The organism is Occallatibacter savannae (genome assembly GCF_003131205.1).
GTDB classification, from domain to species: Bacteria; Acidobacteriota; Terriglobia; order Terriglobales; family Acidobacteriaceae; genus Telmatobacter; species Telmatobacter savannae.
This window is the reverse complement of the sequence record NZ_QFFY01000001.1, coordinates 152,527-177,812: the sequence shown is the minus strand read 5'-3', so window position 1 is coordinate 177,812 and position 25,286 is coordinate 152,527. Positions and strand designations below refer to the sequence as shown.

The 25,286-nt window shown below is 59.3% G+C and carries 24 protein-coding genes; 5 read left to right on the top strand and 19 right to left on the bottom strand.

What is annotated here, in order from left to right; translation table 11 throughout:
• Positions 1–100: 100 nt before the first annotated feature.
• Together glyS and DHV10_RS00845 are read right to left on the bottom strand one after the other, a co-directional pair.
• On the bottom strand, positions 101–2,182 hold the full coding sequence (gene glyS / locus DHV10_RS00850; RefSeq protein WP_109484434.1) for a glycine--tRNA ligase subunit beta: 2,082 nt from the start codon (positions 2,180–2,182) through the stop codon (positions 101–103).
• Positions 2,183–2,346: 164 nt separating this feature from the next.
• Positions 2,347–3,315: a glycine--tRNA ligase subunit alpha gene (locus tag DHV10_RS00845; RefSeq protein ID WP_109484433.1), complete on the bottom strand. Its 969-nt coding sequence runs from the start codon at positions 3,313–3,315 to the stop codon at positions 2,347–2,349.
• A gap of 226 nt (positions 3,316–3,541) precedes the next feature.
• Between DHV10_RS00845 and DHV10_RS00840 the strand changes: the two genes are divergently transcribed.
• Positions 3,542–5,182 (top strand): GGDEF domain-containing protein, encoded by a 1,641-nt coding sequence (locus tag DHV10_RS00840; protein ID WP_162601095.1) that lies wholly within the window; start codon positions 3,542–3,544, stop codon positions 5,180–5,182.
• Between the two features lie 233 nt (positions 5,183–5,415).
• Positions 5,416–6,285 (top strand): GNAT family N-acetyltransferase, encoded by an 870-nt coding sequence (locus DHV10_RS00835; RefSeq protein WP_109484431.1) that lies wholly within the window; start codon positions 5,416–5,418, stop codon positions 6,283–6,285.
• Positions 6,286–6,425: 140 nt separating this feature from the next.
• On the opposite strand, the gene recO is transcribed toward DHV10_RS00835, so the two are convergent.
• The 8 genes from recO to DHV10_RS00795 all read right to left on the bottom strand — a co-directional run bounded on the left by recO (position 6,426) and on the right by DHV10_RS00795 (position 12,907).
• On the bottom strand, positions 6,426–7,157 hold the full coding sequence (gene recO / locus DHV10_RS00830; RefSeq protein ID WP_239461329.1) for a DNA repair protein RecO: 732 nt from the start codon (positions 7,155–7,157) through the stop codon (positions 6,426–6,428).
• A 198-nt stretch (positions 7,158–7,355) separates the two neighbouring features.
• Complete coding sequence (locus tag DHV10_RS00825; protein ID WP_109484430.1) at positions 7,356–7,616, bottom strand: 4Fe-4S dicluster domain-containing protein; 261 nt, start codon at positions 7,614–7,616, stop codon at positions 7,356–7,358.
• 156 nt (positions 7,617–7,772) lie between these two features.
• Positions 7,773–8,648: an inositol monophosphatase family protein gene (locus DHV10_RS00820; RefSeq protein ID WP_109484429.1), complete on the bottom strand. Its 876-nt coding sequence runs from the start codon at positions 8,646–8,648 to the stop codon at positions 7,773–7,775.
• Complete coding sequence (locus tag DHV10_RS00815) at positions 8,645–8,959, bottom strand: RNA chaperone Hfq (protein WP_109484428.1); 315 nt, start codon at positions 8,957–8,959, stop codon at positions 8,645–8,647. Before DHV10_RS00815 ends, DHV10_RS00820 begins: the two co-directional genes overlap by 4 nt.
• A gap of 234 nt (positions 8,960–9,193) precedes the next feature.
• Positions 9,194–9,775 (bottom strand): hypothetical protein, encoded by a 582-nt coding sequence (locus DHV10_RS00810; protein WP_109484427.1) that lies wholly within the window; start codon positions 9,773–9,775, stop codon positions 9,194–9,196.
• 328 nt (positions 9,776–10,103) lie between these two features.
• A complete protein-coding gene (locus tag DHV10_RS00805) occupies positions 10,104–11,399 on the bottom strand; it encodes an SMP-30/gluconolactonase/LRE family protein (RefSeq protein ID WP_162601094.1) in 1,296 nt (431 codons plus the stop codon).
• A 26-nt stretch (positions 11,400–11,425) separates the two neighbouring features.
• Entirely contained in the window at positions 11,426–12,430 is a 1,005-nt protein-coding gene (locus tag DHV10_RS00800) for a cytochrome c3 family protein (RefSeq protein WP_109484425.1), read from the bottom strand.
• A 6-nt stretch (positions 12,431–12,436) separates the two neighbouring features.
• Positions 12,437–12,907, bottom strand: coding sequence for a cytochrome c3 family protein (locus tag DHV10_RS00795; protein WP_109484424.1), 471 nt, complete (start codon positions 12,905–12,907; stop codon positions 12,437–12,439).
• A gap of 391 nt (positions 12,908–13,298) precedes the next feature.
• Between DHV10_RS00795 and DHV10_RS00790 the strand changes: the two genes are divergently transcribed.
• On the top strand, positions 13,299–14,390 hold the full coding sequence (locus DHV10_RS00790; RefSeq protein ID WP_162601093.1) for a sensor histidine kinase: 1,092 nt from the start codon (positions 13,299–13,301) through the stop codon (positions 14,388–14,390).
• A 207-nt stretch (positions 14,391–14,597) separates the two neighbouring features.
• Here DHV10_RS00790 and DHV10_RS00780 read toward each other — a convergent pair whose 3' ends face one another.
• Complete coding sequence (locus DHV10_RS00780; RefSeq protein ID WP_109484421.1) at positions 14,598–15,434, bottom strand: tetratricopeptide repeat protein; 837 nt, start codon at positions 15,432–15,434, stop codon at positions 14,598–14,600.
• A 371-nt stretch (positions 15,435–15,805) separates the two neighbouring features.
• Here DHV10_RS00780 and DHV10_RS00775 point away from each other — a divergent pair, with 371 nt between their 5' ends.
• Positions 15,806–17,254, top strand: coding sequence for a sigma-54-dependent transcriptional regulator (locus DHV10_RS00775; protein WP_109484420.1), 1,449 nt, complete (start codon positions 15,806–15,808; stop codon positions 17,252–17,254).
• A gap of 144 nt (positions 17,255–17,398) precedes the next feature.
• On the opposite strand, the gene DHV10_RS00770 is transcribed toward DHV10_RS00775, so the two are convergent.
• The 3 genes from DHV10_RS00770 to DHV10_RS26860 all read right to left on the bottom strand — a co-directional run bounded on the left by DHV10_RS00770 (position 17,399) and on the right by DHV10_RS26860 (position 19,350).
• Positions 17,399–17,884 carry a DinB family protein gene (locus tag DHV10_RS00770; RefSeq protein WP_109484419.1) on the bottom strand — a complete coding sequence of 162 codons (486 nt, stop codon included), beginning with the start codon at positions 17,882–17,884 and terminating at the stop codon, positions 17,399–17,401.
• Between the two features lie 138 nt (positions 17,885–18,022).
• Positions 18,023–18,157: a hypothetical protein gene (locus tag DHV10_RS27910; protein WP_275425884.1), complete on the bottom strand. Its 135-nt coding sequence runs from the start codon at positions 18,155–18,157 to the stop codon at positions 18,023–18,025.
• Between the two features lie 47 nt (positions 18,158–18,204).
• A complete protein-coding gene (locus DHV10_RS26860) occupies positions 18,205–19,350 on the bottom strand; it encodes a carboxypeptidase-like regulatory domain-containing protein (protein WP_162601092.1) in 1,146 nt (381 codons plus the stop codon).
• Positions 19,351–19,448: 98 nt separating this feature from the next.
• Here DHV10_RS26860 and DHV10_RS00755 point away from each other — a divergent pair, with 98 nt between their 5' ends.
• Complete coding sequence (locus tag DHV10_RS00755; RefSeq protein ID WP_109484416.1) at positions 19,449–19,841, top strand: c-type cytochrome; 393 nt, start codon at positions 19,449–19,451, stop codon at positions 19,839–19,841.
• Here DHV10_RS00755 and DHV10_RS00750 read toward each other — a convergent pair.
• From DHV10_RS00750 to DHV10_RS00730, 5 genes are all read right to left on the bottom strand, one after another.
• Positions 19,835–20,566: a hypothetical protein gene (locus DHV10_RS00750; RefSeq protein ID WP_162601091.1), complete on the bottom strand. Its 732-nt coding sequence runs from the start codon at positions 20,564–20,566 to the stop codon at positions 19,835–19,837. The genes DHV10_RS00755 and DHV10_RS00750 overlap by 7 nt on opposite strands.
• Before the next feature lie 245 nt (positions 20,567–20,811).
• Entirely contained in the window at positions 20,812–21,798 is a 987-nt protein-coding gene (locus DHV10_RS00745; protein WP_109484414.1) for an SDR family NAD(P)-dependent oxidoreductase, read from the bottom strand.
• 65 nt (positions 21,799–21,863) lie between these two features.
• Positions 21,864–22,433: a TetR/AcrR family transcriptional regulator gene (locus tag DHV10_RS00740; protein WP_162601090.1), complete on the bottom strand. Its 570-nt coding sequence runs from the start codon at positions 22,431–22,433 to the stop codon at positions 21,864–21,866.
• A 460-nt stretch (positions 22,434–22,893) separates the two neighbouring features.
• Positions 22,894–23,325 (bottom strand): hypothetical protein, encoded by a 432-nt coding sequence (locus tag DHV10_RS00735; protein ID WP_109484412.1) that lies wholly within the window; start codon positions 23,323–23,325, stop codon positions 22,894–22,896.
• Between the two features lie 89 nt (positions 23,326–23,414).
• On the bottom strand, positions 23,415–24,800 hold the full coding sequence (locus DHV10_RS00730; protein WP_109484411.1) for a nicotinate phosphoribosyltransferase: 1,386 nt from the start codon (positions 24,798–24,800) through the stop codon (positions 23,415–23,417).
• Between the last annotated feature and the right edge of the window lie 486 nt (positions 24,801–25,286).

The following is a 25,286-nucleotide window of genomic DNA, read 5'->3' as shown; positions in this document are numbered from 1 at the left end:
CCTGCCGGAGAACTCGAACAGGGTGCTTTTTGTCATCGTACTCATAACCTGAGAATGGACTACACTTGGCAAGTGGTGACTGGCGACTGGTAACTGGCGACTACGAGGTAACAATCTCCGAGAAATCCGCGATCCCCGAAAATCCCTTCAGCACTCCGTCAATCAGTCCCAGATGCGCTCCACGAACCGCTTCGTCCGGATCGAGCACCATCACCTTGTCGAAGAACGCATCCACCACTGGCCGCAGCGTTGCGATCTTCCCCAGCGCCTCGCCATACGCGCGATCCTGCCGCAGCTTCGCTACTTCCGGAGCCAGCGCGCCCGCAGCATCCTTCAGCCTCTGCGCTTCGGGAGCCTTCACCGCATCCGGCGATCCCACAGCAAACCCCTTCTCCACCGCCTGCCGCAGGATGTTGTTGATCCGCTTGAACGCCGCCGACACCGCCTCAAAGTCCGCCGAAGCCCGTGCCGCCGTCAATGCTTCCGCACGCGCCACAGCATCGCGAACATCGTCCGCATCCGCCGCCAGCACAGCATTCACGACGTCATACGAGAACCCGCGCACATCCTTCAGATAGAAGCTCAATCGCTCGCGCAAGAACGCCATCACTTCGCGCTCGTTCACATCATCGGTCAACGCAGAGTGTGCAACCTCGCTCAGCTTCAACGGTAGATCCGACTCGGCAAGGATCTTCACAATTGCATTCGCCGCGCGCCGCAGCGCGAACGGATCTTTCGACCCGGTGGGCTGCAAGCCCAAACCGAACATCGCCGCAATCGTCTGGATCCGATCCGCCAGCCCTAAGAGTTGCCCCTCAACCGATACAGGAATGCTGTCCTCAATCGAAGCCGGCGTGTACTGCTCATAAATCGCCAGCGTCACGCGCTCACCCAATCCCTGAGCCCGCGCATAGAGCCCGCCGACCACACCCTGCAACTCCGTGAATTCCTTCACTAGCTCGGTAGTCAAATCCGTCTTCGCCAGTTGCACCGCGCTCGTCAGCGCATGCACGTCGAACTTCACTCCTGCTTTCGAAGCCAACTCCGCCAGAAAACTCGCCGTCTCCAGGTTCTCTTCCGTCTTCCAGTGATAGCTTCCCAGCTCCTTCTGGAAAGTCACCGCCTTCAGACTCTCCACCCGTTCCGTCAGCGGCGTCTTCTGATCCACATCCCAGAAGAACCGCGCATCCTTGAATCGCGCCCGCAACTCTCGCGCATTTCCATTGCGGATAATCGTCTGGCCTTCCTCATCGACTTCCGTGTTGAGCACTGCCAGAAAGTGCGGGGCAAGCTTTCCGTTCTCATCCTCCACCGCGAAATATTTCTGGTGATCGCGCATCACCGTCACCAGCACCTCTTCCGGAAGGCTCAGATACTCTTCCTCGAATGCGCCGATAATCGCCGATGGCCATTCCGTAAGGTGCGTCACCGTCTCGACCAGTGCGGCATCCTCGCGCCACCGCGCTCCAGCCACCGTGCGCGTTACTTTATCCAGCGCCTTCCGAATGATTTGGCGTCTCTCCGCTACGTCCACGATCACCTTCGCATCGCGCAGCGCGCTTTGATAGGCGCCTCCCGATGCAATCACCACCGGAGCAGCCCCATGCAGAATGCGATGGCCCCGGCTCATGTTCGACGCTGCAATCCCGGCAATCTCCACCGGCACTACTGCGGTGTCCAGCAGCGCCACAATCCAGCGCACCGGCCGCACAAATCGCTCTGGCTTCCCCGCGCGCCAATACATGTTTTTGGCCCAGTAGATCGCCAGCACTTCCTTTGGCAACTCCCCCGCCAGGATCTCCGGTGCCGCCTTCCCCGCGCGCTTCACCGTCGCGCCTACATAATCGCCCTTCGTCGTCGTCACCTTCTCGAGCGAAGCGACAGCCACGCCTGCCTTCTTGGCAAACGCCTCCGCAGCTTTCGTCGGGCTTCCATCCTTGAATGCCACGCCCCAAGATGGACCCGTGAGCTTCTCTTCCACGTCGGCCTGGGAACCGCGCACGCCGCTCACCAGCACCGCAAGCCGCCGGGGCGTCGAATACGTCTTCACCGTCGCGTCGTTTTCGAGCAGCCGTTCGCGTGTCAGGAATTCCTGCACGCGCTTGCCGAGTTCTGCTTCGGCCCCCGCAATCATCCGAGCCGGAATCTCCTCCAGCCCAATCTCAATCAAAAATTCCGCCATGAAATTTTTTCTTCCTGAGAACTATCAGCCTTCCGCTGTTAGCTTTTCAACTTTCTCTCTCGTATTTCCAACTTCGCAAATTATCGACGGTGGAATGGCGCTGCGCCGTTTCAACAGAGAGCAGGTTTTCCGCCAATCCGCAGCTAAAAGCTAAAGGCTATTAGTTAAGAGCTCGCAGCAGCAGCCTGCTGTACCGCCCACGCCTTCGCCGTTCCCACCGCCAGCGCACGAATGCGTCCAATTACGCCCACTCGTTCCGTCACGCTGATCGCTCCACGCGCATCCAGAATGTTGAACAGGTTCGAACACTTCAGCGCAAGCTCATACGTTGGCAGTAGCGGGAACCGCTTCTTCTCCGTGGCGCTCGCATCTTCGCGCCCAAAAAGCTCGCCCGCTTTCACAAGCAGCGCATGCGCCTCTGCCTCATACGAGTTGAAGTGTTCCCACAACCGCGGCACATCGGCGTCTTCGAAGTTATAGACCGAGAACTGAAGCTCCTCAGCCAGCCTCACTTCGCCGTACGTCATCTCCGCGCCGGTCTCCGGGTCGCGCGCCCACACGATGTCGTAGATGGAATTCACATCCTGCAGATACTTCGCGATCCGCTCCATCCCGTACGTCAGCTCCGCGCACATCGGATCCAGATCCATACCGCCGCACTGCTGGAAATACGTGAACTGCGTAATCTCCAACCCGTCCAGCATCACCTGCCAGCCCACGCCCCACGCGCCTCCCGCCGGCCACTCCCAGTTGTCCTCTTCGAACTTCAGGTCGTGCTTCTTCAGGTCGATCCCGATCGCCTCGAGCGATTCCAGATACAGCTCCTGAACATTCACCGGAGGCGGCTTAAGAATCAGCTGAAACTGCGTGTGCTTGAACAGCCGGTTCGGATTCTCGCCATACCGCCCGTCCGCCGGCCTGCGCGAAGGCTGTGCGTAGCCAACGCGATACGGCTTCGGCCCCAGCACCCGCAAGAACGTCTCCGGAGCCATTGTGCCCGCGCCCACTTCCACGTCATACGGCTGCTGCAGCACACACCCGCGCTCTGCCCAGAATCCCTGCAGTCGAAACAACAGTTCCTGGAACGTCAACGCTGATTTTTGAGAACAAGATCCTTCAGATGCCAATATCATTTCTCTTTCAAAGGGACTCACCGCCAGTCTACCAGCCGACTCGGTTTACGCCACCTCGAACCCATCGCCTGTTCATTACAAACTCGCTGAGGGCAGGGCCAAGCTTAAGTCCTTTACAATCAAACCCAAAGCGTTGATCCAAAAGTACCATCTCACTACCACCTTCTACCCCTGTCTGGCGCGCTCCTGATTGCCGATAATCAATGTTGGAGAAGTGAAGGCCGCAGTGCGCAAGACCACAAAACTCTGGATCGCAATCGCGATAGCCCTCACCTTCGCCCAGTTCGCAGGCTCCGCACTGCTCCCTCGCGGAGTCGCCCTCAGCGCTGTCAGCGACATCGCGTCCTCTCTGCTCTTCCTAGCCCTCATCATCGCCTTCGGCCGCAACGCCGTTCCCACCCACGGCCGCCTCCGCGTCTTCTGGGTGATGCAATGCATCGGCTGGTCCGTCTTCCTCGTCAACCAGCTCTGGTGGATGTACTACGACGTCGTCCTCAACAAGCAGGTTCCGATGCTTTTCGCGGGTGACATTCTCATGTTCATCCCCGGCCTGCTCATGCTTTCCGGCTTCCTGCTCCGCCCGCACCTGCAACAGTCCCCTCATCGGGCCCGCCTCGGAGCCGTCGACTTCCTGCTTCTCGTCCTCTGGTGGGTCTTCCTCTACGCCTACCTCGTCTTCTGCTGGCAGTACGTCTCCCCCAACGAGTTCCTCTACAACCGCAACTACGACAATCTCTACCTTGCCGAAATCATCGTCGTCCTCGGCGTTCTCACCCAGCTCATCCGCTACAGCGCGGGCCACTGGCGTCGCTTCTACCTCTTCTACGGTTTCGGCATCCTCTTCAACTACGCATGGTTTGCCATCGAAAACCGCGCCATCGAAAAATACGCCTACTTCGTCGGAAGCTGGTACGACGGCCCCTACCTCGCCTCATGGGCCTTCTTCCTGGTCCTTGCCGCTCTCGGCGCCAGCCTTCGCCTCGATCGGGAGTCCGACGAGCACGAGCGCGACCGCTCTTGGATCACCGCTCTCTCCATCATCGCCGTCCTGTCGCTGCCCATCATGGTCGTCTTCGCCATCTTTGAGCCCGGCGCCTCTCTATCCATCATTCATTTCCGCGTACTCGTCACAGCGCTAGCCATGTTCGCCATGGCAGGCCTGGTCTTCCTCAAACAGCAAATCCTTCACCTCGAACTCCGGCACTCAAACCTCGTCCTGCAGTGGTCGTCCACCACCGACCCTCTCACCGGCACGCGAAATCGGCGCTTCTTCTTCGAGAACATTCAGCGCGACATCGCTCAATCTGTCCGTGCGCACCTCGAGAGCGGCGACAGCGCCGAACGCGACATCGTCTTCTACCTCATCGATCTCGACAACTTCAAGAAGGTCAACGACCGCTTCGGGCACGATGGCGGCGATCGCATGCTCATCGAGTCCGCCCGCCGCATCTCCTCTGCCATCCGCAATTCTGACCTTCTCGTCCGCTGGGGCGGTGAAGAGTTTCTCGTCGTCTCGCGATATACCGATCGCAATCAGGCCGCGATCCTCGCCAACCGCATTCTCAACGCCTTCCGCACCAAGCCATTCCAAATCGACTCGGCCGAACCGACCATTCAAACCTGCTCCATCGGCTGGGCAGCATTCCCCTGGCACGAAAACGACATCCGCGCCATCAACTACGAAGGCGTCCTCAAATACGCGGATCGCGCCCTCTACCGCGCCAAGAAGGCTGGCAAAAACCAGGCAATCGGAATGGTCCGCTCCGACGAGGGCGCAAACCCTGTCACAATCTCCGACTCCATCTCCGAATCCCTCATCCAATCGGCCAACCTCGACCAGGACAAACTCCTCGAATCCCCCAAGTAGCACGCGCCCAATAGGAAACTCGAGCAGAATGGGTGTCCCCGCGCCCGCCCTGAGCCAAGCAACCCTTCCCAATCCAGAGCTAATAGCTAATAGCTAATAGCTAATAGCTAATAGCTGACGGCTGATAGCTGACGGCTGACAGCTGACAGCCGAGAACTGACAACTGACAACTGACAACTGGCATCTGAAAGCCGCCCTGCTATACTTCCCCCGCCCCAGGAGTTCTTCCCCACATGTCATCCGATTCCGAAATCCTCATCCGTCAAGCCACCCCCGCCGACGCTCCCGCATGCAGCAAGATCTGCTACAACGCCTTCTCCGCGATCAACGCAGCTCACAATTTCCCCTGCGACTTCCCCAACGCGGAATACGCCGACCGCCTCATCCAGGGCATGTTCAATGCTCCGGGGGTCTATAGCGTTGTTGCAGAATCTATCGGAAAAATTCTGGGCTCCAACTGCCTCGACGAGCGCGCCATCGTCCACGGAGTCGGTCCCATTACCGTCGACCCGAACACGCAGAACCGCGGTGTGGGTCGCCGCCTCATGCAAGCCGTAATGGACCGCTCCCGGGAACGCAACGCAGCCGGAATCCGCCTCGTCCAGGCAGCCTTCAACAGCCGCTCCCTCTCGCTCTACGCCTCGCTCGGCTTCGACGTCCGCGAACCTCTCGCCGTCATGCAGGGCCGCACGCAACAGCGTTCGGTCCCCGGCTGCACCGTTCGGCCCGCAACCTCTGCCGACCTCGACGCATGCAACGCCCTCTCTCATCGGATTCACGGCTTCGACCGTGGCGTCGACCTCGCATTCTCCACCCAGCAAGGCGCCGCCCTCGTCGTCGAACTCGCGGGCCGCATCACCGGCTACTCCAGCGCACTCGCCTTCTTCGGACACACCACCGCCGAATCGAACCAGGACCTCCAGGCTCTCCTCTGCTCCGTCGACTCCTACGGCGGCCCCGGCGTCATCATCCCTACCCGCAACGCCGAGCTCTTCCGCTGGTGCCTCTCCAACGGCCTCCGCGTCGTCGAACCCCTCAACCTCATGTCCGCTGGTCTTTACAACAACCCCGCCGGCGCCTGGCTCCCCTCCATCCTCTTCTAGCTCCCGCACTCGAATACACATCTGGGTGCCCCACATCTCCCGGTGTTGGAGATGTGGGAACCAGTTCCCTCGTCGACTCGAAATTTGACGGGTGCCCCCGATCCCTCGCACTTGGGGATCGGGGCCTCGTCCCCCGCCCTTCAAAACCTCGCCAGCATCTCCCCCGCGCGCATCTTCCGCTCCAGATGCCGCTCCAGCGCCTGCAGCGCAAACCGCCGCAGATCCTGGCCTCTCCGCCGCGGCCAATCCTCACCCGCAAACGCTCCCACCGGGGCGCGCAACATCTTCAGCGCCAGCTGCCACGAGTCGCCCGACAACTCGCTCGCGTTCCCCGGCCTGTGCACCCGGCAGAACAACCCGTCCGCATACGCATTAAAGCTCGTCTCGCCCGCCACGAGCGCTTCTCCGCACGCGATGCAGTGCGCTAAATCCGGCAGCAATCCCATCAGCCGCGTCATCCAAAGCTCGAAATACGTCAACGGCATCCAGGGCTGCTCCACCGTCGTCTGCTCCAGCACCGAGGCAACAAGCCGAAACACCGTCTCCTGCGGATCGTGCTCCGGCAGTGCTTGCTCCAGCACCTCCGCGTACAGACTCAACACCATCAGCCGCACCGCATCTACGGGCATCGACAGCGGCGACCTCACAATTTCCAGCTGATCCAGCCTCACCAGCTCCTGCTTCGGCTTTTCGACAAACCACGCCCGCGCCAGCGTCATCGGCTCCAGCGCCCCGCCAAATCGCTTGCGGCTTTTCAATGCCGCCTTGGCAACGCCCTTCATCTTCCCGTAGTCGCGCGTAAAGAAGCTCACCACCAGGTCAGCCTCACGCAACGGCCACGTCCGCAACACCACGGCTTCTGAAGTCAACACCGCCAAAATCTTCCCTCAACCGCATTTCAAAAATGCCGGGTGCCCCATGTCCCCGCAGTTGGGGACGTGGGAGACGAGAAAGTCTACCGACCAAGAACAAGCCAGAAGCTAGTGGCTAGCGGCTAGAGCTTCTTCTCCCAGACACAAAAAACGCGCCCGCCAAAGCGGACGCGTTCTCCAACCTCGCTCGACCTCGAACTACCGTCCGAAATGCTCCGCGTTCTTCTGCGTAAAGTGCGCCCACTTCTCCGGCACATCATCCTGCGCGAAGATCGCCGAAACCGGGCACGCCGGAACGCATGCGCCGCAGTCGATGCACTCAACGGGATCGATAAACAGCTGATCGGCCGTCCCGTGATCGGCCTCGTCCTTCTTGGGGTGGATGCAGTCAACCGGACACGCATCTACGCAAGCGGTGTCCTTCGTGCCGATACAGGGTTCTGCGATTACATAGGCCATTTCTTGATGTCTCCGAAGAGTTGAAGTCTCGACGCTGATAGTAGCATACGGCCCTTATCGCTGACCTCTACGCCCATCAACCCAGTTTTGCCATGCGGGAGAGTATCGAACCCTCACCCCCCCGTTGGCTTATCCCCTGTTCCCGCGGTACCCTGTTCACCCGTTCCGATTTCTTTTAGCGTTCGGCAGCTCCGTCAAATCTCGCCCCGCAAACAAATTCTCGAATACCCTCACCAGCTCTTCATGGATCAGCCCGTTTGATACCAGAGTCTCTTCGCTGTTCAGCCTGAACGGGCCCCCGCCAAAGTTGGAAACGCGCCCGCCGGCCTCTTCCACTAGCAGAATCCCCGCCGCCGTATCCCACGGGTTCAGATTGAACTCCCAGAACCCTTCCAGCCTTCCCGCCGCCACATAGGCCAGATCAAGCGCAGCCGAGCCCGCCCGTCGCACTCCGTGCGATCGCAGCGTGATCTCGTGGTAAAAGTGAATATTCGGATTCTGGTGCCGCTTCTTGCTCGGAAAACCCGTCGCCACCAGCGACTCGGCAAGAGTCGCAATCTTCGAAACCGCGATCGTCTTCCCGTTCAGCGTCGCGCCCTTCCCGCGTTCCGCCTCATATAGCTCATCGCGCATCGGATCGTAGATCACCGCGGCCACCAGTGTCCCGTCGACCTCGTCAGTCAATCCGGTTCCCCGCTGCTCCAGCCCCATCGACACGCAGAACTGCGGAAACCCGTGCGCGAAGTTTGTCGTCCCGTCCAACGGATCCACATACCAGCGAAACTCCCCGTCCAGCCGCTCGCGGGTGCCCTCCTCGCCGTAGATTCCGTGCTCGGGAAACGCCTCGCCGAGCCGCATCCGGATCAGCTTCTCCACTGTCCGGTCCGCCACCGTCACGACATCGACGTCGCCTTTGTATTCGGTCTCGACACCCTGCGCAAAAAACTCCCGCAGCCGCGCCCCGGCCTCGCGTGCAATCTCCGAAGCCTTCGCCGTCCACGTATTGGTCTGTTTGCTTCCGGCAGTCGTCACTCGCCTGCCTTTACCGCACCTGGCGTCTGCGGCACACCCGCGCCGTTACGCGGCGCCCGGCGCTTTCCCGCCTCCGTGATCGTCTCGATCTGGTGCTTGTAGATGAAGAGATTCGGCTTGCCCTCCCGGGTCAGGCGCAGCATGCCGTCGTCGAAATACTCAATCCAGCCGCGCACCGTTTCGCCGCCGCGCAGCTTCACCGAGACCGGAACCTGGCGCTCGCTCAAAGAGCGAAGATAAAGTGCCTCTTGGCCCGTTTCGCCGGGCGGAGGAGTCTTCGCGTGCCGGCGCGTAGGAATCGCAGGAGTCATAGTGCCATTTTAGATGCACTATCCCTCCCGCAAGTTTGGAAGCGGTTCCCCGTTCACGATTCAGCTCAAACAGAATGTGGGTGCCGCGCTCTAAATCGCTCGTCCCACCGATGTAGGGAGGGAGACAAAAACGACGGAAGAAGCGGATCAGGGTGTTCCGAATCTCGCAGACGCTTGAGATTCTTCCTCGTCACCTTGTTCCCGTGTCTCCTCGTCCCCTCACAGAGACTTTCCCTAGTCCCCCGCCGTATGCGGCGACAAGCGCGCGCTGAAAGCCGCCTGCAGCGAACCCTCGTTCGCCCTCGTCGGTGCCGAGACCGCGCCGTTTGCCTTCATCTCCTCCGGGCTCTTCAACCGTTCGAGGAACAGCTTCATGTCTTCCCTGCTGGCCCACACCGCATGCAGTGGATTATCGAACACCGCGTTCGATTCTTCTTCAAACAGCACGATTGAGAAACCCACTCCATCCTCCGTCCACCGAACCGCTGTTGCCTGTACCGTGAATCGATCTTCCGGCTCGCCTTCAGCCACATTCATCCGCTCAAGCGTGACCGGCATCTCCGTGCCCGGTTCCCAGCGCTCTGCTGTCACCAGGCTGAAACCACCCAGCCCCACATCCCCCACCGCAAACGGCCGTGATCCCTTCATCGTTCCCAGGTAGCCCACCAATGCTGGCGCCGGGTAACGCGGCTGCCTGCGCTGATCCGGAAACACCCTCCTCAGCATCCTCTTGAACAGCGACTCTTTCGCGCCGCTCCTCACCTGATTGCTGTTCTCTGAAGCTGAACCTTCCCAAGCCTGCTCGTTCTCGTACATGGCCGTTCTCCAACGCAACTGAGGATTCAAATCAAAACAATCGACTGCCGCATCCAACCGGAATCTTTTCTCCGCGCCTGGTCTCTGCGGACCGTATCGAAGCCTCGGAAACACCCGGATCACTGCTCTATACCCAGACACTATTCCCGGCAGCCCTCTACGAACATCCATCGAGAGTGGAAACCCCGTGGCTACTTCGACTTTGCGGTCGGTTACCGATGCTCCCTGTCCCGCAGTTACGCAGGTGCGCCGCAACAGGCACAAAAAATGGGCTTGATTCGCATCAAGCCCATGCAAACTGCCCGTATCTCCCGGATTACGGAAGTATTCAGTTCGGCTTAGTCTCAGCCCCTTTTGGAGAGGCCTCTGCCGGCTTGCTCTCCGGCGCAGCAGCGGCTGCCTTCTGCCTGCGCGCCGCTGCCTTCTCCAACTCCTCGTCTCGCTGCTTCTTCGCCTCCACGGCTTCGGCTTCCGTCACGTATCGGAACACCTGCAGCCGTCCCGGCTCCTGCTCTGTCGTGAATACCCGGTTCCTCTTGTCGATTGCCACGCCCATCAGCGTTTTGAACTGACCCGGAAGCTCGCCGTGCCCCATCCCGACATACGTCAGCAATTTTCCTTCGCGATTGAACACCTGCAGTCTGTCCTGCATCTGGTCTGCTACCCAGATGTGACCATCCGCATCGATGGCGATCCCTTTCGGACGCGCAAAATATCCCGGTCCATCTCCGTGCTTTCCAAACTCGCTGATGAACTCCCCATCGGCATCGAAGATCTCCACCCGATTGTTCATCGTGTCCGTCACATACACGTTTCCGTCCGCATCCACCGCAACTCCCTGGGGCGCGCCGAAATCTCCCGGCGTGGTCAGAAAGTGGTTCTTCCCACCCGTTCCGATCCTCCGCAACAGCTTCAGCGTATCCGCGTCATACACGATCACCTGGTCCTGTTGCGTGTCCACGACATACAGAAAGCGGTTTGTCGTATCGATCGCCAGCCCCACCGGATCCTGCAATCCCTCCGTGATCTGGTTCTCCACCTCATGCTTCGCGTTGAAAATCAGCACCTTGTGCAGCTTCCCGTCTGAGACAAACAACCGGTCGTCATCGTCAATCGCAAGCCCATTCACCCACCCGAAATGCGCCTCAAAGCCGTTCCGGATCATCTGCACATCCTGGGTCTCCGTGTTGAAGATGAACACAGCTCCGACCCTCTGATCCGCCACATACACCAGGCCCTTTGAATCGATCGCGATCCCATACGGCCCGATCATCTGGAACGGAAAATCCTTCGGGTTGAACTTCTCTTCCTCTGTCTGCCCCCCCGCCAGCCGATCCATCCAGCTTGCCTTCGACTTCGTCTTCTCGCTCTGCCGGTAATCGATCTTCTGTCCGGCGAAGTAGTTCAGCCACTTAACGCGCGCGACATTCGGCGGGCTCGGCCACACCAGCTTCGTCGGATCGAAATTGAATTTCCGCGGCCCCAGCACCGGCTCAGCCGTCGCGGCCTTCTTCTTCTTGTCCGCATGGACCGTCGGAGCGAGCATGAACCCGCACGCACTCCCCAGCAGCACCAGCCCCAGCACTTTCCGCATTCGCATCGATTTGTAGAGGAAGCTAAACATTCCTGATCTCCCAACTCCGGAAACCCCTATTTGCCAGGCAGCACCGTCTCCTTCATGTTCAGCCGGTTCTTGTGGCAGTTGTCGCAAAAAGCCATATTGTTCGCCTGATCCTTCACCAGCAACCCGGCCTGGCTCGAAGCGTGCGGCTGATGGCATGAAAGGCAACTCAGCGGCGTCTTTACCTTCGCTTGGTTCGTGGGATCCATCACGTCCGAAACCGGGTGATACTCCACCGGGTGACCCAGCCCGTAGCGCAGCGGCAGAATCGGAACCTTGTTCGTCTGGTAATAGTCCTCCGGCAGCCGGACCTTGCCGTTGAAGATCGTCAGCAGATGATTCGCCGCGTCCTTCTGCGCCTGCGACTCGGGCCCGTGGCACTCCAGGCACAGCGCGTTCCCCTTCGCTCGCAGCAAATGATCGTTCTCTCCACCGTGTGGCGTGTGACACGTCGAACACCCCTGCGCGAACGCCGGCTGGTGATGCGCGGGCTTCTTCTGAAGCTCCTCGATATCGCTGTGGCATCCCAGGCAGATCGTCACCGAATCCGTCTTCGGCAGTCCCGGCTGACTGCTCGCATGGGGATTGTGGCAGTCCGTGCAATCTCCCGCCGCGCCCGGATGCGGCACCTTTGCCGACTCAATCTCCTTGGCCTTGTCCTCGTGGCAGGTCACGCACAACAGCTTCGCGTCTGTCTGCGTCAAGACGACCTTCCCGTCCTTCGCCGGTTGATGGCACGTGTCGCATCCATTTCCCTGGAACGGCGCATGCTGGAATTTCACTATCAGCTTCGGCTGATCCGACTGGTGCGGATCGTGGCACTGCAGACAATTCGCGGTCCCAAACGGCTGATTGTTGTGCTTCTTCTGTAGCTCTGAATCCTTCACATCGTGGCAATCCACGCATAGCGCCGGCGCGGCCTTGGTCAAGTGGAACCGGTTCTCCGCAGTCGGCTCCGCTCCCGTCTTATGTGTCGTGTGGCAGGTGTCACAACCCGCATCGAGCGCCGCATGACGGCTCCCCTTCTCCCCCACATGCGTTCAGGTCGCGTGACAGCTCAGGCACAGATTCTCTTTTCCGTCTCCGGAAGCCGGCTTCAGCAATTGATTCTTGTTTTCGCTCGCGTGCGCATCGTGGCACGTCAGGCAATCGCGCACCGCCGGCGGATGCACCACGCCCTTGATGTTCTTCGCCGTCTTGTCTTCATGGCACGACAAGCACAGCGCCGAGGTCGTCGCCGTCGTCAGCTTTACCCGCGTCACGTCTTTGCTGACCCGCACCTCGTGACACGTCAGACATCCGCCCTGCATCGCCGAGTGGACGAACTTGTGTTTCGTCTTCTCCTCGTGACATTCCAGGCACTTCTTCGCGTCAACGTTCTTGTCCAGCGGCACAGGGTGCACCGCCGCATGAACGCTCGTCCCGGAAAGGATGCAAAACACCAGGAGACCGGCAGCCAACACCGCACTGCCCGGAAAGCGTCGCGACCGAACAAGAGGAAGCAGTTTCATACGGACTCTAAACCGATCTCTAGCAAGCGTCTCGCCTTTCTACCAATCCCGCCGCGACCCCTGCCGCGATCTCCCCACCCCTCCTAAACCGGCTCGGATGTGGGGCTTCGCAAATCGATTAGAAATCTGTACTCATCTCCAATCCGTGATTTGGATCACACCTTGCTGCGCCTCCCGCAACCCGCATGTGAATAAGCTCACCGCAGCGAGCCTCCCCGCGACGCAGCCTAGATATTGGGCGAAATCTCATCTCTTCATGCGCCATTTACCCCATCCTCGCCGCGCTCACCCCCCATAAGTCCTTTCCGGACGCATTCTCCGCCTCTCGTGTACCTCTGGAAAACAACGTGCTAATTACTTGCTGAACCGGCTGATCGGGAGGACGTCCAACGTGCCCAGAGTTCGCGTCAACTGGCAGATCAAAGCACTTCTGCCCGTCGTCTGCGTGCTCCTTGCGGGCCTGGTTCTCTTCACCATCGCGACCCTGACCCTGCGCGATCCCGATCGCGACGCCCTCCTTCTCCTGGCAGGGGCGGGCTCCGTCATCGTTTGCGGAGTCACCATCGCCGTCCTCGCCTACCTCATCCAGCGCCCCATGGTCGAGCTTCAGGAGAAGATGGCCCTCGTCAGCCGCGGAAATCTCGACACCACCGTCTCCTTCTGCCGCAGCAACGACGAAATCGGAGACCTCGGTCGCAACTTCAATTACATGGTGCAGCAGTTAAAAGAAAGCCGTCAGGAGATAGAAACCATGCATCGCACACAGATGTCGCGCGCCGAACACCTGGCCACACTCGGCGAGTTGGCGACCGGGCTTGCTCACGAGATCCGAAATCCTCTCGCTGGAATCGCCGGCGTCATCGACATCATCGGTCGCGATCTCCCTTCCACCAGCCCCGCTCGCGCCATGGTGAAAGACGTGCGCCTCGAGATCGATCAGATCAACCGCATTCTCACCGACCTCCTGCAGACTGCGCGCCCTCATCCCTCCCGCATGATGAAGAGCAACCTCAACACCACCATCGAGCACGCCGTGATGCTCGCCCGTCAGCAGGTGCTATCCAAACCGATTCGCATCGACGTCATCACCGCACCTGGGCTCGACGAGGTCGAGCACGACAGCGATCAAATCCACCAGGTCGTCCTCAACCTCCTGCTCAATGCCGTGCAGGCCATCGACGGCAAGGGTTCCGTCATTGTCACCCTCGGTTCAAACGACGATCGCGCTGCGATCCGTGTCACCGATACCGGCCGGGGCATGACTCCGCAACAGATCGCGCAGATTTTTCGCCCGTTCTACACAACGAAACCCACCGGCACAGGCCTGGGCCTCTCCCTCGTGAACCGGATCGTCGACGAGCACAACGGACTCATCACCGTCACCAGCGAACCCGGCAAGGGCAGCACTTTCGAAGTGCTCCTGCCCTTCGTGCAGTCCTCGACCGAGATCGACAACCTGCCGATCGCTACCGCGGTGGGCTAAGTGGCGGAGAGGAAGCCATCTCGATCTGCCCTTCGAGCTTCACTTTCGATTTCCCGCGTCGCCGATTGTCCAGAGAGGTAAGTGTCGCGAGCGTACTCTTCTCAGCCTCTCGATTCCCCAGTTCGCGATAAATCGAAAGTGCGAGGTCGCAATAGCTTTCGGCTCGTTGATTCTGCCCCAGGCGCGCGTAGACCAACCCAATATCCCTCAGCACCGCCGCCTCTCCCGCTCGATCTCCCCGCTGACGTTGCACCGACGCTGCGCTCTCGAACAATGCCAGTCCTTCGCCTGGTCCCCCGACAGACTGTAGCCGGCAGCAAGATTCATCTGTGCTGCCGCCTCCCCCAGGCTGTTCCCCGCGTCGTGATAAGCAGCCAACGCCTTGCCAAAGTACTCTCTTCCTCTTTTCTTGTCGCCTGTCACGAAATAGGCGAGTCCCATGTTGTTCAAGACTGCCGCACGTCCTGCCTTGTCACCGGCCTGCTCAAACGCTGCCTCCGCCTGCTGGTTGAAATGCAGCGCGCCTCCACGATCTCCAAGCTGGCGGAAAATCTCAGCAATGCGTCCAAGGATCGCCGCCTCTTGAGCAACGTCCAGTCTCTTCCATAACGGAACGCATTTCTGGTAGACCTCAATCGCCTCCCGGGCCATTCCCTTTTGCCCGTACGTGCTCCCAAGCTCAGCAAGCTCTGTAGCTTGTCCGCGCTCGTCACCTAGCCCTCGACGCAAGTCCAGTGCCTGCGTGAATGCCTCGATGGCATCGTCGAACTCCTCGGCCTTGTAATGGATGAGTCCGATGGAATTGAGCAGATCGGCCTCGCCGGACAAGTCGCTTCCTCTCTCGGCAACTTTTAGACGGCTCATGAGATCTGTCAGCCGTGCGTCGTCCTCAGCTGAGAGCTTCGCCGAAGACTGCCAGCCGTCCGCGTACGAGTTCCTCTCGCCCACATCAGCTCTGGCAGCACCAGACGCACAAATCAAAAGCAGAATGCAGTTCAGAGCAGTCCATGAACGGACGACTGCTATGGGGAAGAAGACAGACACGGCAACCTCCTCGCCTTAGTGGAAGGGCCCGGGGAAGACTTTATCTGGAGGAATAGTTGTCCGAGTTTATGTCGCGTTTCATTCAAGATCAACAAAATTCGCACTCGAAATTGTCTGCTCGCCTGAGAACCGCTTATCCCAAGTGCGACGAAGAGCCATCCGTAAACCCGCTAGCCCGGCGCTGATCTCCTCACCACCCTCCCGTGACATACATCACATTCTTCGGCGGATTAACAGCCTCTAATAACTCCAGCGTTGTATCGGGGATCACTCACCCAGGGTCCCGCTCACAAAAGATCCCCAACACCACGCATGCATAAAGAACGGCAGCCGCCCACAACGGTCGAAGTCAGCGGTACACGAGAGAACCGATGCAAGCAGAAAAAATCCTCATCGTCGACGACGAACGCCTCGTAAGGTGGTCGCTTCGTCAGAAATGTGAAGAATGGGGCTTCCACGTCCTGGAAGCCGAAGCCGGCGAACCCGCTCTCCGTCTCGCCGAAGCCGAATCCCCTGACCTTGTCCTCCTCGATGTACGTCTCCCCGACATCACCGGAATCGAAGTCCTCGATCAGCTCGTCCAGCTGAAAAAGGGTCCCGAGCAGCCCGCCGTCATCATGATCACTGCCGATCCGCAGCTCGATGACGTTAAAGCCGCCATTAAGCTCGGCGCAGTCGACTTCGTCGGCAAGCCGATCGATTTCGAACTTCTCCACGAACTCATTCAGAACACGCTCGAAGAGTCCGCCGCCCGCCGCAACGACCCGCAGTCATCCCGTGCTCGGCCGCGAACCGGCATCGGCTTCGAAAGCATCGTCAGCGCATCGCCAAAGATGACCGAGCTGATGCACTTCGTCCGCAAGGTAGCCTCCTGCGAAGCCTCTACGATCCTCATCCAGGGCGAGAGCGGCACTGGCAAAGACCTCATCGCTAAAGCTCTCCACTATGAAAGCGCCCGCCGAGACAAGCCATTCATCGCCATCAACTGCTCCGCCATCCCCGAAACCCTCATGGAAGCTGAGCTCTTCGGCCACGAGAAAGGCGCATTCACTGACGCGAAGCAGATGAAGAAGGGCCTCTTCGAAGCAGCCGACGGCGGTACCCTCTTCCTCGACGAAATTGGCGAGCTCTCTCCCGTCCTCCAGGCCAAACTGCTCCGCGTCCTTGAGGACCAGGTCGTGCGCCGCGTCGGCGGACTTCGCGATATCCAGGTCGACGTCCGCGTCATCGCGGCCTCGAACCGCGATCTCGAGAAAGCCGTCCGCGAATCCCAGTTCCGCCAGGACCTCTTCTACAGGCTAGCCATCATCGCCATCTTCATCCCGCCGCTCCGCGATCGCAAAGAAGACATCCTCCCCCTCGTCGACTTCTTCATCGATCGCTACAATCGCCGCTTTAAGAAATCCGTCCGCGGCCTCACCGGCGAAACCCGCAGCCTCATCCTCAGCCACAACTGGCCCGGCAATGTCCGCGAGCTCAAAAACACCATCGAGCGCGGCATGATCCTCGAAGAGGAGTCCTACCTGCGCCCCATCTATCTTCCCTTCTCTGTCGGCGAATCGAACGGACGCACAGCTTTCGAGCAGACCTCCCCGCCCGACGCCGGCCGCCGCCTTCCCAACGGCCGCTCGCTCCCGCGCCTCTACATCCCCGAAGGCGGAACCTCTCTTGAAGAAGTCGAACACTCCATGGTCGAGCTCGCCATGACCCAGGCAAACGGAAACCAGTCCAACGCCGCACGCCTCCTCGACATCAGCCGCGACGCCCTCCGCTACAAGCTGAAAAAGTTCGCCCTCGTCCCCTCCGACCTCGACGACTAGCATAGGGTGCCCCATGTCTCCCGATTTTGGAGACATGGGAGCTACACCGCAGCTAAGCGAAAACCCCGGCTGTGCCCTATTCATCCGTAGCCTCACCCTGGATGAGTGGGCGGCATAACACCGAGCCTCAAACGGAACAGTAAATCACCTCTCCCAGAACGGCGGCGGCTCCATCCCCAGAGCTCTCAGATACACATACCCCTGTCCGCGATGGTGAATCTCGTTATCGATCGCATACTGAATCGTATCGATCCCGCGTCCCTCCCACTGCCCGAACGCCTTATCGACCTCGGTGAAGCGATGCGCCGGAATCTGCGCAAACACCTCATCCAGTCGCGCAGTCTGCTCATCCCACACGCGCAGCAGTTCGCTCTTGGTCGTCACCGACGCCTTCGACATGTCGAACTCCCGCCACTTGCCCGTAGCCACACCCTCCGCAATCGGCACAGCCATGCGGATAAACTCCCACGCCAGCTCTGAAAACGGCCGCATCCCGCCCACCGAAAACGCAAAGAGCTTATCCTCCGGGAACGCCTCAATCACCTTGCGCGTCAGTCTCCGGTGCCCCTGCCAGTTCTTCAACACATCGCTCGCGGTCACAACGCCTACTTCAGCCACTGCAGTTGTCATGTCAATCTCCTCCGCCCAAATCTGAGCTCACCACCAAAGTACGATTCCATACATGACAAACCATGTCATATTTGAAATGAAATTCTCACCCCTCCCCGAATTAAGTGCTTAGTTCCGCGGATTTGCTGCAGTCACAACCTATTGATCACCCGCTGTACGATTCTGCTCCTCCTGCTGTCGTAGCGCATTGCTGAACATCTGCGCTTCCTTCGCCGTCGGCTCTGGAACTCGGATCGTCACCCTGTCCATATCGCCTGCGACATGAAGCGGCATGGCCGCTCTCCCATAGAGGTGCCGTACTTTCGCGCTGTATTGCGGAATCACTGAGTTTGGATCCCGGGATCCTGTAGGTAGTCCACATCTGAAGACACCGTGCTGGAGAGGATGTACTTCCCTTCAAAGATCAAGCTGAACGTGAAGCTCGGATCGTCCTCCGTCAAATTCTGCGACGCGACGAACATATGATCGTCAGCATTCAAAAGGTCGACTTGACCGGCGTTCACAACGTGACCGTCGCGCGCAGACACAATGTCTCCCCTGATGGTGTGCAGCCTCGACATCGGGATAAGGATGTCTTCGCCGGTGCGCTCCTCCCGTTGTTGGAGTAAGAACACCGCGGCATCCTTCTTTCGCGGCGTACTCCCTGAATAGATCGGTAAAAAGGCCCTGTGCGCGTTGGAACCGAATCCTCCTCCACCCGACGGCGACGAATAACTCTTCGTATCCGAAAACTCGACGCTGACCTCGACCATATATTTGCCCGGCGGCAGCCCGCTGATCCGATAGTTACCGCGATCGTCCGTACGAGGCGGCAGAAAACCGGAGGCGCCATGCCTTGATAACCCGATTTGCTCCCAGCTTTCCTTACCATCTCGTTTCGCGCGCGCAAGAACCTCCACGTTCAGTCCTGCCGCAGGTCCGCCATCGTCATACGTCACTGTTCCGCTCACAGCAGCACCGCGCTCAAGCATCACATCAGCCGATACGGGAAGATCCGACTGCACATTCACTTTCGGCAATGCCGCCAGCACACGCTCCTTCTCCGCCCTCTGTTCAAGCCCAAGAGGTGCCGACTGGCCATACCCGGAACGCGACTCTGCTATTGAAAGAGATATATACGGCGAAATGTACCCTGGACAGGTTGCCACGACGAAGTACGATCCAGCCGGTACGTGCGTAAATCTGTAGCTTCCATCAAACTCCGCTTCGACGCCCAGCGTGATCGGGCCAGCATAGCGATCCGCTCCCCGTTTTGGCTGCTCGTCAGCTTCAAAAGGGGCGGCAGGTTCCAGAGACACCGTCGCTTTTCTGCCAGGGCTCTTTGCATCATCCAGGTAGACGTGTCCCATCACGGTGCCGTTTGCAGCAGCTTGGCCAAGACCGTCCGCGCTTTTGCAATCGGGCGCCTGTTGCGCTGCCCTTACGACCGAGCAAAGAACAATCACTGTAAGGAACCGCTGTCTCATTCCCATGGCTCCGGAAGGCTGCGAAAGTATACCCCAGCGTTCGACAGAACCGAAAGCCGCTCTCGAATCTCCTGCAGGCCCCATGAGAAAATAACCCTGTGATCTCGCGCGTCCTTCTCTTTCCCATTTTTTCCCTGGGCCTGACCGTAGCCACCGCTCTTCCCGCTTACGCCGCCCCCGCCAAGCCCGACGAACACGTCAAAGCCGGCGCCACCCTCTTCAGCGACAAGGGCTGCACCTACTGCCACGGCTCCGTCGGACAGGGCGCAAAGAAAGGCCCCGCCCTCACCGACATCTGGAAAGACAAAACCTGGACCGACGAGAAACTCACCAGCCAGATCCTGAACGGTGGACAGAAGATGCCCCCCTTTCAGGATTCGGTGACTGACGATGAAGTGAAAGATCTGATCGCCTGGCTCCGCGCCAAAAACAAGCCCGCTCCGCCGGCCGCGCCGCCGCAGGACTCAGCCCCAATCTCCGGGCCTCAGTAGGACTCGCCTCTCTTCGCGTCAGTGCTGCGCATCGCCAGCTGCGTACTCCGCGCGTTCTGCGCCAGCGCCTCAATGAACTTCTGCATCTGCGGCGTGAACTCCTGTCTCTCTCGCACATCCCGCGCGAAACAGACCCCCCAATACAGCATCGACGCAATGTAGGCACACACTACGACGCGGTCGAGCACGTGATAAAGCTCGTTCAGATGCACCGCGCCCACGCCTTGGTTCATGTGCAGAAACGTCACCCCGAGGCTCACAAGCGAAAAGAATCCCAGCCCCGTTGAAATCTGCACCACCCGGTCGCGCCATCCCAGGCACAGCAGTTGGCTCAGCGCCGCCAGCGTCACAAAAAACGCAATCCGCAGCACGGACATCGTGATGTCCAGGTGAATGATGTGCTGCGACATACTCGACAGCTTCCCAGCTCCCGGCGGGCTGGCAATCCGCCACACCGCAACCGCAACCGCCCCCAGTGCCGCGGCAACAGCCACAATCGTCCATCGCGGCAGCATTGCTCTCACCGGCTTCAGCACCGACATCGACATCTCGACAAGAATCACAAACAGGAACAACGCATCCACAACCGAAGAGATGAAAAACAGCCGGTTATAAGCGTCGTTGGCCAGCCTTGCCGACGCGACCGTCGAACCCATCGCCAGAGCGAAGATCCAGACCTGATAAGCCGTAAAAAGCGGAAAGTCCCGATAGATCCGCTTTCGCATCAGCAGAATCAGAACTAACGCCTGCACAGATGCAGACACAATTGTTAGATAGGTATCCAGGCTATAGCTCCCACAAACATGAAAAGGACAGCAGTTACCACGCGGCCGTAACTCCACATCTCGCTCGGCTTCAGGAGCTATGGATCTACTCTAGCGTCTATCGGCATGGCGCCTGGGACGCTCTAGGTCCCTCGACATTACCAAAGAACTATTGCCGCAAACGGCACCACAGTCAAACCAGCAACTTAGCTCGCCGTACCGTCGCCTGCCTGGTTTGCGACCGTCTCTCCCCCCGCGCCGTGGCTCTGCGGCCACTGTACCCCGGTCAGCTGCGTGGCCAAATCCCACACTTTCTTACCCATCAGGCGATCCAGCACCCGCATATCCACGGCCTCTGGAGCAGGCGGCCCAATCAGCTCAGCCAGACTCTTCGCAGGCGGCTCGGGCGTTTTCGCCAGCAGGTTCTCCACCACGCCGTTTCCGCCCTTAGCCGACGCCTGATTCGGCACAAGCCCAAGCGCTCGCCGATACCAGCTCATCGAGGGAGTCACCTCCGTCGCGTTCGCCAGCATTGCCGCGTGTGTCCCAATCGGTTGCGACGAAGTTCCGGTGATTCCCCATCCGTACTCATCGCTCTTCCGCTGCAGTTCCACCGCGAAGATCATCATCGCCAGCTTCGACTGGCTGTATGCCCTCAGCGGCGTGTAGTCGCTCTGCAGTTGCAGGTCGTGCACGTGGATCTCTCCATGGTGCCGTCCCGTGCTCGTCAACTGCACCACCTTAGCCTGCTTGCTTGCCCGCAACAGAGGCAGCAATCGCGCCGTCAGCGCAAAATGCCCCAGAAAATTCGTCGCAAAGTGCAGCTCAAAGCCTTCGCCCGTCTGCTGCCGGTTCTGCAACACCAGCGTGTTCGCGTTATTGATAAGCAGATCCACCGGCCTGCCCGCCTGCATCATCCGGTTGGCGAAGTCGGCTACTGAACTCAGGCTCGCAACATCCAGCTTCTCGAATCGAACCAGCGCATGCGGTGCAAACGGTCGAATCCTCGCCAGCGCCTCATGCCCATCCGGACTCTGCCGCCCCGTCAGCACAACATCCGCGCCCGCGCGCGCAAGCGCTAATGCAATATCAAATCCAATCCCATTCGTAGAACAGGTGATGACAGCCAGTTTTCCCGTTTCAGGAGGGAAGTTCGCCGCAGCCTGGCGCTGCGGCCCGTTGTTCTCTTGCACGTTGTTTACAGCTCCTGCATCTTACGAATTCATGAGGGTTGGGACACTCACGTAAAGCCCGATACCTATTGCCCGATCAATGCTCTCCAAACCAATTTGAACCCAAGTTCCCTGCTCTCCGACCGCATCTCCTCGTGCGCCGCGATGAACTCCGCCGTCGCCTCGGCCTGCGCTCGAAACATCAGGACGAGGTACTCCGGCGAAGCCTCATGGAGTCCCCCGACTTTGGCGCCCTCGCGCGATGCGCGCAACAGCTCCGTGATCACCATGTTCGGAGCCTCCGCATCCTTCAGCAGCCTTCCCGATGACCGCAGCTGCTGCTGCACCTTCAGCTGCTTCGGATGCCGCTCCGCCAAATCCAGAAATCGATCCCACACGAAACGAAGCCGCGCGCGAACATCCGCCGAGAACGGAAAGTCGGCCATCTCCTGGTCGATCTCCTTCCGCATCTCGCGGTACAACTCGTTCAGTAACTCATCCTTCGTTTTGAAATAGGTAAAAAGAGTTCCCTCGGCCACACCAGCTCTTGATGAGATAGCCGAAGTCGGAGCATGAGCGATGCCACGTTCCGCGAACAACTCCACCGCCGCGTCGAGAATCGCCTTCCGCTTTATGTCGCTTTTGGGTCGAGCCAAACGTTCTCCTATAAGCGACTGCTCACTCATTTATTGTAAGTAGAACATCAAAACTGGGCAACAACTTTATTCATCGCTCTGTAACAATTTGCAATTCGAAGCAGATCGGGGTCCAGCGGGAGTCTTTCACTCAAACTCGGACTCGTGTGCTCCCGGTGCCTCGCTTTGGGCACCGGGGGTCATCACAAGCGAACATGGGACTTCGGGTGCCCCATCCTAAACCGCGGCTCCTTGCGGTTTAGGGTAGGAAACAAGAATGTCCGCGTCACAACCACGAAGCTGAATCACGACTCGAGTGCTCCCGGTGCCTCGCATTTGGGCACCGGGGATGATCACAGGTGAACATGGGACTCCGGGTGCCCCATCCTAAACCGCGGCTTCTTGGGGCTTAGGGTGGGAAACAAGAACGTCCTCATCACGTCCACAATCCGTGGCTTCACCACGGATCGGTGGGACGGTCTCAGTACTGCGGCTTTGCTTCCGTCCCCGTCGGAGCCGCCGGAGTCTCACCCGCCGGCGTCGCCGCAGGCCGCTTCGCCTCAAACGTCCCGTTGTATTCCGAGAACGACCAGTCTCCCGCCAGCGCCCCGGCATCGTTCAGCTTTCCGTCGATGCTCATATCCGCTGTCGTGCTCACCTCTTCTGAAGTGAACGGAAACTTCAGCGCCAGCTTCCCTTCCTTGTAGGTGCCCGCCACATCCGCCGGTCCCCACTTCCCTGTCACATTCCCGTCGTTGTCCACCGTCAGGTCTGCATCGACCTCCCGGTCTCCGCCCGGTGTCGAAAGCACAAAGTGCCACTTCCCTGCGATTCCAGCATCCTGCGCATGCACAAACGACGTGCCCATCATTAGACAAACCACGGCCGCGGCCACTACCAGAAGCTTCTTCAAGATCCGTTCTCCTTCAAGGGGATTTCATCTAGCCTCTTCTGGAACTCACAATTTCGTCAACCCCCGCCAGTTGAAATTGTGACGCCTGCTCACACCGAAACCGGCGCGTTCGCAACTCCCGCCGTCCCAAACACCTTTCTGTACCGCTCAATTTCCTTCTGCGGACCCATCGCCTTCTGGTAATTGTCTGAAAGCTTCACCGCCGGCCTGCCATCCACCTCGCTCAGCTTGCACACCAGGCTTATCGGATTGAAGCCGTCGTTCCCCTGCGGATTGCAGTCCCGGAAATCATTCGTCAGATACGTTCCCCAGCCCGAACTGAACCGGATCCGATGCTCCGGCAGCCAGCGCTTCGGGTCCGAAAAGTCCACCGCGCTACGAAAATCCCCAGCCTTAGCCCCATTCTGTAGACGTCCGCCGAAGTAAGCATGCAGCGCCACAATTGAATCCACATCCAGCGCATCCGATGCGATCAGCCTCTTCGTCCGCGGATCGCGCCCGCGCCGCTCCAGCCACGCGATGTACTCATCGCCGGCAACATACGGATTCTTGCTGTCGATGCGCTGCCCCGTCCAGTTCGCCACCCAATCCGGCGCGCCTTCCAGAAACTGCGTCGTCCCAAACGTATCCGGCAGCATGATCAGCAGCTCGCCCTGGTACGTCTGCTGCCACATCTCCAGCATCTTGTACTGCGATTCCCTCAGTTCCTCATCGCTGTCTGCGAGCGCCGCCATCGCCATCGGCAACTCATGCGCATTCGTTCCAATCGCTTCCAGATCGTGCGTGTACGCCAGATACGTATTCGAACTCCCCACGAACGTCTTGCCCAGCACATCGCGCATCGCCGTTACCACGTAGTCCTGCCACAGAAAGCTGTGCCGCCGCCGCGTCCCAAAGTCGCTCACCGTCAGCCCCGGCACGCCATATAGCTTCGCCATCTTTTCCCAGAGCCGCGTCTTCGCCCGCGCATACAGGATGTCCAGCTCAAGCTCCGTCAGTTTCTTCAAGCTCGCCCGCGTCTTCAGCTCATCAATGGCCGACAGCGCATAAATCTCCCACATCGTCGTCTCGACCCACAGCCCCTCAAACTGCAGCGAGATCTGCCCGTCCTTCACACCGAGCTCAAAATCCGACAGCCGGAAATCATGCTCGAGCCAATGCAGAAACGCCGGCTCAAAAATTCCCCGCTTCCCATAAAAAGTATTGCCCGCCAGCCAGATCATCTCTGACTTGTGCATTCGCAGCTTCCGCGTCGACTCAAGCTGCTCCCGCAGCTCATCCACATCCACCACCTCGCCCAGCCGCACATCCTGCGACCGGTTCATCAGCGTGAACGTCGCCCGCGTCCGGTTGAAATGCTTCCAGATAAACTGCAGCATCAGCAGCTTGTAGAAGTCCGTATCCAGAAGCGATCGCGTAATCGGATCGAGCTCCCAGTTATGGTCATGCGCGCGTCGTGCCAGATTGATAATCACGTTCCCGCTATTCTATTAAACAGTCAGCGATTGAGGAGCCAGCAACGAAACACCAGCAGAAACCGCTGTCACCCAGAGCGAACGGGGCCCACGCGTTTTCCTCAGGGGGTCCCCAAAGAGCGATGTTTGCTCTTCGGCGCAGAACGTGGGGGTCGTGAGTCGAAGGATCCGGGGTTGTCTTTCTCGCTTTTGAAGCTTGGAAAAAGCAAGTTCTACTTTCACACAGCCGGCAACACAGCCAGAGCGCCAAAAATGGGTGTCATCCTGAGCGAACGGGGCCCCAAGCGCAGTTCAGCTTGGGGGTGGTGAGTCGAAGGATCCGCAGTTGTTTTTAGCTGGCCAACGCGAAACGAGCAAGTTCTTGCTCTCAAGTTCCGCATGGCCGGTTGGTCGCTAACTGACTGTTCTTAGGTCGACCGCGCTGGAACACACTTCTTCAAATCAGGCTGTCATTCTGAGCGCACGGGCCCCACGCGCTTTTCAGCG

Bases quoted from the DNA above. Each gene is read 5' to 3' on its own strand.
- glyS (WP_109484434.1), bottom strand. From the start codon at position 2,182: ATGGCGGAATTTTTGATTGAGATTGGGCTGGAGGAGATTCCGGCTCGG.
- DHV10_RS00845 (WP_109484433.1), bottom strand. From the start codon at position 3,315: ATGATATTGGCATCTGAAGGATCTTGTTCTCAAAAATCAGCGTTGACG.
- DHV10_RS00835 (WP_109484431.1), top strand. From the start codon at position 5,416: ATGTCATCCGATTCCGAAATCCTCATCCGTCAAGCCACCCCCGCCGAC.
- DHV10_RS00825 (WP_109484430.1), bottom strand. From the start codon at position 7,616: ATGGCCTATGTAATCGCAGAACCCTGTATCGGCACGAAGGACACCGCT.
- DHV10_RS00815 (WP_109484428.1), bottom strand. From the start codon at position 8,959: ATGACTCCTGCGATTCCTACGCGCCGGCACGCGAAGACTCCTCCGCCC.
- DHV10_RS00810 (WP_109484427.1), bottom strand. From the start codon at position 9,775: ATGTACGAGAACGAGCAGGCTTGGGAAGGTTCAGCTTCAGAGAACAGC.
- DHV10_RS00805 (WP_162601094.1), bottom strand. From the start codon at position 11,399: ATGTTTAGCTTCCTCTACAAATCGATGCGAATGCGGAAAGTGCTGGGG.
- DHV10_RS00795 (WP_109484424.1), bottom strand. From the start codon at position 12,907: ATGAAACTGCTTCCTCTTGTTCGGTCGCGACGCTTTCCGGGCAGTGCG.
- DHV10_RS00775 (WP_109484420.1), top strand. From the start codon at position 15,806: ATGCAAGCAGAAAAAATCCTCATCGTCGACGACGAACGCCTCGTAAGG.
- DHV10_RS00770 (WP_109484419.1), bottom strand. From the start codon at position 17,884: ATGACAACTGCAGTGGCTGAAGTAGGCGTTGTGACCGCGAGCGATGTG.
- DHV10_RS27910 (WP_275425884.1), bottom strand. From the start codon at position 18,157: ATGCCGCTTCATGTCGCAGGCGATATGGACAGGGTGACGATCCGAGTT.
- DHV10_RS26860 (WP_162601092.1), bottom strand. From the start codon at position 19,350: ATGAGACAGCGGTTCCTTACAGTGATTGTTCTTTGCTCGGTCGTAAGG.
- DHV10_RS00750 (WP_162601091.1), bottom strand. From the start codon at position 20,566: ATGCGAAAGCGGATCTATCGGGACTTTCCGCTTTTTACGGCTTATCAG.